This window comes from Saccharopolyspora sp. NPDC045941, assembly GCF_056431445.1.
Map to the genome: position 1 here is coordinate 1 of NZ_JBWKKU010000126.1, position 9,000 is coordinate 9,000.

The 9,000-nt window shown below is 69.0% G+C and carries 6 protein-coding genes; 3 read left to right on the top strand and 3 right to left on the bottom strand.

Annotation, left to right across the window (positions count from 1 at the left end; genetic code table 11):
- Positions 1 to 329 precede the first annotated feature (329 nt).
- A complete protein-coding gene (locus AC07FN_RS45085; RefSeq protein WP_478401240.1) occupies positions 330 to 587 on the bottom strand; it encodes a cell division protein SepF in 258 nt (85 codons plus the stop codon).
- 172 nt (positions 588 to 759) lie between these two features.
- On the opposite strand from AC07FN_RS45085, the gene AC07FN_RS45090 reads away from it, so the two are divergent.
- Complete coding sequence (locus AC07FN_RS45090; protein ID WP_478401241.1) at positions 760 to 2,175, top strand: DHA2 family efflux MFS transporter permease subunit; 1,416 nt, start codon at positions 760 to 762, stop codon at positions 2,173 to 2,175.
- A gap of 23 nt (positions 2,176 to 2,198) precedes the next feature.
- Positions 2,199 to 3,023, top strand: a complete 825-nt coding sequence (locus AC07FN_RS45095) for an SDR family NAD(P)-dependent oxidoreductase (protein WP_478401242.1) — start codon at positions 2,199 to 2,201, stop codon at positions 3,021 to 3,023.
- A gap of 19 nt (positions 3,024 to 3,042) precedes the next feature.
- On the opposite strand, the gene AC07FN_RS45100 is transcribed toward AC07FN_RS45095, so the two are convergent.
- Positions 3,043 to 5,001 carry a hypothetical protein gene (locus tag AC07FN_RS45100; RefSeq protein WP_478401243.1) on the bottom strand — a complete coding sequence of 653 codons (1,959 nt, stop codon included), beginning with the start codon at positions 4,999 to 5,001 and terminating at the stop codon, positions 3,043 to 3,045.
- 617 nt (positions 5,002 to 5,618) lie between these two features.
- Positions 5,619 to 5,939 carry a hypothetical protein gene (locus AC07FN_RS45105; protein ID WP_478401244.1) on the bottom strand — a complete coding sequence of 107 codons (321 nt, stop codon included), beginning with the start codon at positions 5,937 to 5,939 and terminating at the stop codon, positions 5,619 to 5,621.
- 213 nt (positions 5,940 to 6,152) lie between these two features.
- On the opposite strand from AC07FN_RS45105, the gene AC07FN_RS45110 reads away from it, so the two are divergent.
- Positions 6,153 to 8,909: a helix-turn-helix transcriptional regulator gene (locus tag AC07FN_RS45110; protein ID WP_478401245.1), complete on the top strand. Its 2,757-nt coding sequence runs from the start codon at positions 6,153 to 6,155 to the stop codon at positions 8,907 to 8,909.
- Positions 8,910 to 9,000 lie beyond the last annotated feature (91 nt).

A 9,000-nucleotide genomic window follows, 5' to 3' on the forward strand; every position in this document is an offset into this window, starting at 1 on the left:
CAGCCCGAACGCGTACAAGCCTTCTTCGGCAAGGACGAAGTCCGCTACGCCGCAGACTAGACACGCCACATTTGCACTACCAATCAATATGTATGACCAATACACGGCGTCGCGGCTGTCCTCGCCAGACGAACGCTGAGAACCCGCGGCGGTGCGAGCTGAGTCCCGCACCGCATGCGGCTGACGCCGCATCCTAAAAGAACCCCTAAGTCGAACCGACACGAACAGCGCGGCGCGTCGAGATCGTGAGTGGTGAGCCCTGGGCCCGTGAGTGCTTTGGGGTGCCCTAATGCCCCGAAGCGCTCACGGGTCTTCCCGCTCCGGCCGCGTCAGGACGGGGCTTTCGCCGGCTCCTGTTGACCTTCCTCGGCCGACACTCCCGGCGGGGTCAGCAGGAAGACCCGCGGCGCGACCCGGTCCATGGAGCCGCCGCGCCCGACGACCATGCCCGCGGCGAAGTCGACGAGCCGCACCGCTTCCGCCTTGGGCAGGCTCGTCAGGTCCATCACCACCGGCACGCCCTTGCGGAAGTAATCACCGACGTCGTAGGCGTCGCCGTAGTTCTGCGGGTGCAGCGTCTTGACCACGTCACCAGTCTCGTCGGCCGGGCGGCAAAGTCAACTGGAAGCCGGATGAGCCGCCCCGTCCCGCCTCGCGGGAACCCGCGCCCGGCTCGCAGCCACCCCCGTTGCGCATGTACTCATGTGATCGCTAAATTGAACTCATAAGTTCAATTTTAGATACCACTCGGGAACGGACATGGCTGCTCGCTCAGAACCACTGGATTCCGCGCTCCGCAAGTTGCTGGTCACCATGACCCTCGGCGCGTTCCTCGCCCTGCTGGACACGACCATGACCGGCGTCGGAATCGACACGCTGGTCCGCGAATTCGGCTCGACGCTGGCCGCGATCCAGTGGGTGACCACCGCCTACCTGCTCGCCGTCTCGGTCACCGCGCCGCTGTCCGGCTGGGCGATCGACCGGTTCGGCGCCCGCCGCACCTGGCTCGCCGGGCTGTCGGTCTTCGTACTCGGATCGGTCGCCTCCTGCCTGGCCTGGGACGCGCCGAGCCTGATCGCGACGCGGCTGCTGACCGGCCTCGGCGGCGGCCTGCTCGAACCGGTCATGCTCGCCACGCTCGCCGGCGCGGCCGGTCAGCAGCGCGTCGGCCGGGTGCTCGGCCTCGCGGCGGCCCCGATGACGATGGGACCGATGATCGGCCCCGTCCTCGGTGGCCTGCTGCTGCAGGGGCTGCCCTGGCAGTGGATCTTCCTGGTCAAGGTCCCGGTCGGGGTGCTGGCGATCGTGCTCGCCGTTCGCCTGATGCCGGCCGACGACGCGACCACCGGCGAAGCGGCCAAGCGCCTGGACGTCCTCGGTGTGCTGCTGCTGCCGCCCGGCTTCGCCGCGCTGATGTACTCGCTGGCGAACGCCGTCGAGGGCGTCACGGCCCCGGTGCTGATCGCCGGTGCCCTCGGCGCCCTGCTCTTCGCCGGCTACGTCGCCCACGCGCTGACCACCCGGCGCGAACCGCTGATCGACCTGCGGCTGTTCCGCAGCGGCGGTTTCGCCGCCAGCGTGTCCGTGCTGTTCCTGATCGGCTCGATCATGTTCGGGACGGTCTTCCTACTCCCGCTGCACTTCCAGCAGGTCGGCGGGCAGGGCGTGATGGCGGCGGGCCTGCTGCTCGCCCCGTTCGGGCTCGGCGCCGTCGTCGCGCAGCCGACGGCCGGGAGGCTCTCCGACCGGACCGGGGCCCGCCTGCCGGCCACGGCCGGCGGCCTGCTCCTCATCCCTGGATTCCTGCCCTACGCGCTGGGATTCAACGGCGTCGTCGCCACGCTCGGGCTGGTCGTCGTCGGGTTCGGGCTCGGCGTCGTCGCGTCCGCGACCATGGGTTCGGTCTACCGGACCGTGCCGCCCGTCGCGGCCTCCCGCGCGACCGGAGCGCTGTTCATCGTGCACCAGATCGGCGGCGCCCTCGGGATCACGCTGCTGACCCTGGTGCTGCAGAGCGCGACGGCCTCCGCGCCGCCGGAGGCGGCGTTCCGCACGACCTTCTGGTGGCTGGTGGGCGCCGGCGTGGCCATCTCCGCCGCGGCCAGGATCCTGCCCGGGCGCCCCGCACCGGCCGCCCCGATGACCGAAACCGCACCCGTCGCCGGACACGCGTGACCAACCATCCACTGGAGACGACCTTGACCAGGACATTCGTGATCACCGGCGGCACGGACGGAATCGGCGCCGCCGTGGCGCGTGCGCTGTTCTCCCGCGGCGACCACGCCGTGGTGATCGGCACCGATCCACGCAAGGGCGACCGCCTGCTCCGCGAGGCAGCCGATTCGCCCGGAACGGCCTCGTTCGCGCGGGCTGATCTCGGCTCGGTGGCCGAGAACCGGCGGATCATCCGCGAACTGACCGAAGAGCATCCGGAGATCGACGGGCTCGTGCTGTGCGCGCGCTTCTTCCAGACGCGCCGGAAGGTGACGCCGGAAGGGTTCGAGCACAACTTCGCGCTCTTCTACCTGAGCCGGTTCCTGTTGAGCCACGGCTTGATCGGCGCGCTGGCGAAGGGCGACCGCCCGGTCATCGTCAACGTCGCCGGCCCCGGCCAGGACATCCCGATCGACTGGGCCGATCTGCAGAACGAGAACTACGACGGCGTGCGGGCGATGTTCGCGACGGGGCGCTACAACGACCTGCTCGGCGTCGACTTCGCGCGGCGCCACGGCGACGGGCCCGTGCGGTACGTGCTGTTCCAGCCGGGACCGACGTCGACGAGCTTCGCGGGCGAGTTCGACGCGCCGACGGCCCGGTTCGTCGAACAGCAGAAGGCCACGGCGAAACCGGCGACCGAAGTGGTGCCACCGATCGTCGGGCTCCTCGACGTCCCACCCGCCGAGCCGCTCAGCGCGTTCGGCACGCACGCCAGGATCGGCATCCGGAACGACCTGTTCTCCCCCGCCGAGGCGGCCCGCCTCGCAGCCATCACGGAGCAACTGCTCGGCTCCCGATGGGGGTAGTGGACGCTCGGTTCCCGGGTTAGACGGCACTCCCATCGAACTCCTCGTCCAGCGGTGGCTGTTCCGGTGATTCGGGTTCGCCATGAGGATTGTCGAGGTCGCGTATGAAACCCGTGCCGTCGTCGAATCGCACAACCTTGTCGAACCGGCCGCGGACCTTCGGCGGGACGCTGTTGTCGACGATGATGACCTGGAACGTTTCGTATCGGCCGCCCAGGAGCGTACGACGTTCCTCCAGGTAATCTCCGATCCAGCGGTAGATCCGCTCGGCAAGCTCGGCGTCGTGGCCGTCCCGGCCGAGGTTCTTCTGCGGGGAGTCAAGGATCAAGAACGTCGGTAAGTGGAAGCCTGCTGGATCCTCCAGCGCATACATCAGGAGGGCGAGACTATATGCCACTGATACCGCAGTCCGTGATCCGCCGCCCCGCTGTCCGAAGTCCTGCTCGTCAACCATCGGCAACAGGGTGTCCGGATCCAGTCGTGCCCGGCCGGTGGCCCACGGCAACGCGAACGCTTTGATGATGGTCCGGAAGAGGCTGTCTATCCGGGCCAACACGTCGATGGGCTTGTTCAGCTCCGCAACGATGCGAGTCCGCTGTTGGTCGAGCTCTTGCAGGACGGCTTTCCGGGCTTCGATCTCTTCGTATCGCTGGTTCAGCCGTCGATGTGGTACTCGCAACCGCTCCAATGTCGCGAGTTGGCGGCGGATCGCCTCTAGTTCAGCGGCCGAGGTCGCTATCGCGTCGACGTAGGGCGTTACCGTCTCGAATGTCCGACCGTCTAATGCCAGTCTCGCCTCGTCGAGGTTCCCGCGTACGATCGCAACAGCGTCACGCGCCTTCGCCAGATCGACCTCGGCGAGGCTGAGTTCCTGCGCAGCATCCACGCGGAGCCGCTGCAAGCGCTCCTTCTCGGCAGGTTGCGAGGATCCCGGCAGCGGCTCGGTGCACAGACTGCACCGTCCAGCTCCGACAACTCGCTCTGCGAGGTTGGTTTCACATGTCGGGCAGGCCGGAAACGACAGGGGAAGGCTATTTCGGGTGTCCGGCGAGGCCGTCGCTACGGCGGTGAGCGTGCTGAGCGAGTCGTCGATAGCAGCGATCCGGTTGACAGCCTCTCGCTCTCGCCGTAGCGCGCGGTCGACCTCATCTTCGGCCGTCCGCAGCTTGGCACGTTCGGCCTCGACTTTGCGGTCTAGCTGCTCGGCGAATGCGGTGGCCGCACGGGCGTCGCCCCGGAGGATGCTCAGAGTTTGCGCGGCCTCCTTCTCCTTCTCCTGCAGTCCTGCGAGATCGGTCTCCAGTGCGTCCCTCTTGGTAGCGTCGGACTCGTCGAGGAACCTAGCGATCGCCTTGGCTTTGTCCTGGCGATTCTTGATGTCGTTCCTCAGATCGTGCATCTCCGCATTGAGCCGCTCGAACTTCGCATTGCTCAACAACAGCAGCAGCTTCGCGACCGCGAGCCGGGCGGCTTCGTCCGACGCAGCGGCGGAGCGAACGACGAAACGGTCGATGTCTTCCTGCCGGATGTGCAGGTAAGGGAGCAAATCAGCGGCGAAGTCCAGGCGCTTGCCATTCGGCAGTCGCACCGAGGCGAACTCGTCGTCCAGGTCCAGTTGCGCCAGCAGCCAGTCAGACAAGCTCTGTCGCCCTTCACCCGCCTTGATGGGGAACGACCCCACCTCGTCGCCAACTGCATCCTTGATCTCGACCCAACCAAGCTGGTCTCGTCGCCGATGGAGCACGAACGCCCCGTCGCCGATTTTCAATTCCGCTCTAACGGCTTGCAAATGCTGATCGACGGCGCCTTTGAAGCGCACACTCCGACCGAAGAGGAAGTCGATGCAGTCGACCAGTGAACTCTTGCCCCGGTCGATCGGGCCGATCACGCCAACCAATCGGCCTTCGAGGTCGTAGGGCTCCTGCCACCCCCTTCTGTCCTTGGCCTGGATCCAGTTGACCCGCAAGACCTTGCTCACCTGGTACCAACCCTTCGCCGCCCTATCGCTATGCCCTACGAACGACATTGCCCGGGACGAACGCGTGGCCCCATCGAGATCAGCTCAAACCCCCCGAAAAGATCAACATTCTCCCTGGCAGAACGCTGCCTCAACCATCGGCACCGCACGACGCAGCGACGCGGGAGAGCGATTTAAGCTCTCGCGATCAGATCGGTTGGCGGCTTCGCGGGCTAGTTGCCGCATGCCTAGCCAAGGTGGAGGCGCCGCTGAGTACCGGCTAGCACAGGCCGTTCTCCAGGCCGAAGTGACGGTAGTGGATCACAAATGCCGCTGTCGGTTCAGTCACCACACCATCGGGTTACGCACCGTAGCGACTACTCCCAAGACTCACCTGGGCGCGGCACGGGCCTGCTCGGACCTTCGGCGCAAGGTTGGTGGGACGCCGAAAGCGGGTACGCAGTCCGAACCGCTTGCACATCAGTCGCGGCTGCACCAGGAACCTGGCCCTCGCACACCACCACTCAACCGCGTCGGTGCACCGCTAACCCGATCAAACTGCAGAGGGCTATCTCGTTGATGCCGACGATGCACCGCGACGCGGTCGCTGTTGACTCGGTTAGCAACCGACGAAGTCGTCACCTGACCGCCGAAACCGGCAACGCAGTTTGCCCGGAGGCGCCTGAGCTGCTGCTGCTTCCGCTGCTGCTTCCGCTGCTGCTTCGGCTGCTGGTGCTCCCCTCGCTGCTGTCGGTCTCGCCCCTGGTGTTGCCCCCCTTGCTCTTCTTGTCCTTGCTGTTGTCCTTCTCGGCGTGGAAGTGCCCCGCTGTCGAGGCCGGTTGCGCCGCAGCCACGACGCTCGACGCGCCGCTCGCGGCAGCCGTTCCGACATCGGCGATTCCCAGTGCCAAAGGCGCGACCAAAGCCAGACCGGCCAACGCCCCAACCGCTGTGCGCATGGAGATTTCCCCTGGTTCCGTTACTTTAGTCCCTTGCCCGTACTTCTCCGCCGTGCTCGCGGCTTCGAAACCCCCGGACACCAACGAGTTTTCTCCGCCGGCGCACCGGATGCGCCAGTGGAACACCCGGGCCCGCTCCCTGGTCGCACCCGCTTTTCCGCGGGTGCCCGGCGGTGTTGCCAATCGAGGGGTCGCCGCCCCTACCATCGGAATATGGCTATTTCCGGCCGTGCTGGGGCCGGGCTGCGTGGCCGGAACCGCGAGTGCGAGTTGCTGGATCGCCTGTTGGCGAGAGTCCGGACGGGGCAGAGTTCCGCGCTGGTGCTCCGCGGCGAGCCCGGTGCCGGCAAGACGGCCTTGCTGGATTACGTCCGAGAGCGCGCGTCGGGTTGTCGCCTCGCCCACGTCGTGGGCGTGGAGTCCGAAATGGAGCTCGCCTTCGCCGGTCTGCACCAGTTGTGCGCGCCGATGCTCGACCGCCTGGACCGGCTCCCGGAGCCGCAGCGGGACGCGCTGCGCGTCGCGTTCGGCCTGCACGAGGGCGGTGCCCCGGATCGCTTCATGGTGGGCCTGGCCGTCCTGACGCTGCTTTCGGAAGCCGCCGCGGAGCGGCCGCTGGTCTGCCTCATCGACGACGCGCAGTGGCTCGACCGGGCCTCGGTGCAGGCCATGTCGTTCGCGGCGCGCCGCCTGCTGGCCGAGCCGGTCGCGGTGGTGTTCGCCGTGCGCGAGCCCAACGACGACCACGACCTGGCCGACCTCCCGGAGCTCTCCGTCGACGGCCTCGGTTCCGCCGACGCCGCCCAGCTGTTGGCCTCGGTGATGCACGGCCGGCTCGACGAGCAGGTGCGGGACCGGATCATCGCGGAGACCCGCGGAAACCCGCTGGCGCTGCTGGAGTTGCCGCGCGTGTTCACCCCGGCCGAGCTCGCCGGCGGGTTCGGGCTGCCCAACCCAGGGCCCGTTTCCGGCTGCCTCGAACAGTGCTTCACCCGCCGGATCCGGGCGGTGCCCGGCGATACCCAGCGGTTGCTGCTGACCGCCGCGGCCGACCCGTCGGGCGACGCCGGCCTGCTCTGGCGGGCCGTCGCCGGGCTTGAGCTGCCGGCAGGCGCGGCCGGCCCGGCCGAAGCCGCCGGGTTGATCGAGATCGGCGGCCGGGTGCGGTTCCGGCATCCGGTGGTGCGCTCCGTGGTCTACCGAACGGCGTCGCCGGACGAGCGCCAGCGGGTGCACCGCGCGCTGGGCGAGGCCACCGACCCGGAGGTGGATCCCGATCGGCGCGCGTGGCACCGCGCCCGCGCGGCCCACGGCCCGGACGAGGTGGTGGCCGGCGAACTGGAACGGTCGGCCGACCGGGCGCACTGCCGGGGCGGGATCGCGGCGGCGGCCGCCTTCCTCGCGAAAGCGACCGAGCTGACGCCCGATCCGGCGCGCCGGGGTGCGCGCGCCCTGGCGGCCGCCCAGCAGAAGCTGGATGCCGGCGCGCCCGATGCTTCGCTGGGACTGCTGGCCATCGCCGAAGCAGCACCGCTCGACGAGCTCCAGCACGCCAGGGCCGACCTGTTGCACGCCGAGATCGCGCTCGCCGTGAACCGGGGCCGCGACGCCCCGCCGCTGCTGCTGCGAGCCGCCGAACGCCTCGAACCGCTCGACGTCGCGCTGTCGCGCGAAACGTACCTCGAAGCGCTCGAAGCGGCGATCTTCACGGGGCGCGTCGGCGATTGCAACGAGGCGCTGCGGGCGACCGAAGCCGCCCGGCGCGCACCGCAGCGGCCGATAGACCTCCTGCTGGACGGGCTGGCCGCGCGGTTCACCGGCGGATTCGCCTCCGGCGTTCCGACGCTCCAGCGCGCGGTGCGGGCGTTCCGCCGCAGCGGCACGGGGACCGACGACGCCCGCTGGATCGGGCTGGCTTGCCGCGTCGCGACCGACCTGGGCGACGACGAGGCGTGGCGCGAGCTCGCCGCCCGCGGCCTCCGCCGGGCGCGCGACACGGGCGCGCTCACCACGCTCGCCACCGCGCTCAGCTACCGCGCCGGGGAGCACGTGCACGCCGGCGAGCTCGACGTGGCGTCGGAGATGTTCGACGAGGCCGATGCGATCGCCCAGACGTCCGGCAACGCGCCGCACCGGTACGCCGCGATGATGCTCGCCGCGACCCGCGGCCGCGAAGCCCAGGCGCTGGAGCTGATCGAGACCAGCGCGCGGGATGCGGACGACCGGGGCGAGGGGCGGGCGATCACGATGGCCGACTACGCGACCGCGGTGCTGGGCAACGGCCTCGGCAAGTACGAGACGGCGGTCGCCGCCGCCGAGCGGGCCTGCCGGAACGATCAGCTTAGCGTCTACTGGTGGACGCTGGGCGAACTGGTCGAGGCGGGCGTGCGAAGCGGCCGGCGCGAGGTCGCCGAGGACGCTTTCCGGCGGCTCCACGAGCGAACGAGAGCTTGCGGAACGAACTGGGCTGCCGGGATCGAGGCTCGCTCGCTGGCGCTGCTGAGCACGGGTGAGGCGGCCGAGGAGCTCTACCGCGAGGCCGTCGAGCGGCTGGCCCGCAGCCGTGCCGCGGTGCACCTCGCCAGGACCCACCTTCTGCACGGCGAGTGGCTGCGCCGGGAGAACCGGCGCTTGGAGGCGCGCGAACAGCTGCGCACCGCGCACGAGATGTTCGGCCGCATCGGAACCGAGGCGTTCGCCGAACGCGCCCGCCGGGAACTCCTGGCCACCGGTGAAACCGTGCACCGGGCCACGCCGCAGACGCTGGTCGTGCTCACGGCCCAGGAGGCGCAGATCGCCCGGCTGGCCCGCGATGGTCACACCAACCCGGAGATCGGCGCCCAGCTGTTCCTCAGCCCGCGCACCGTGGAATGGCACCTGCGCAAGGTGTTCACCAAGCTCGCCATCGGTTCGCGCCGGGAACTCCGCCGGGTTCTCTCCAACGCCGCGCTAGCGGATTCGCGCACTTAGGGATTGCAGAAAATCAACTCGCTGATTTCGGCTTTGTGTTTGGTGTGGGGTTGAGGCTGGTTGCTAGCGCGGTGAGGTCTGGCGCGGAATA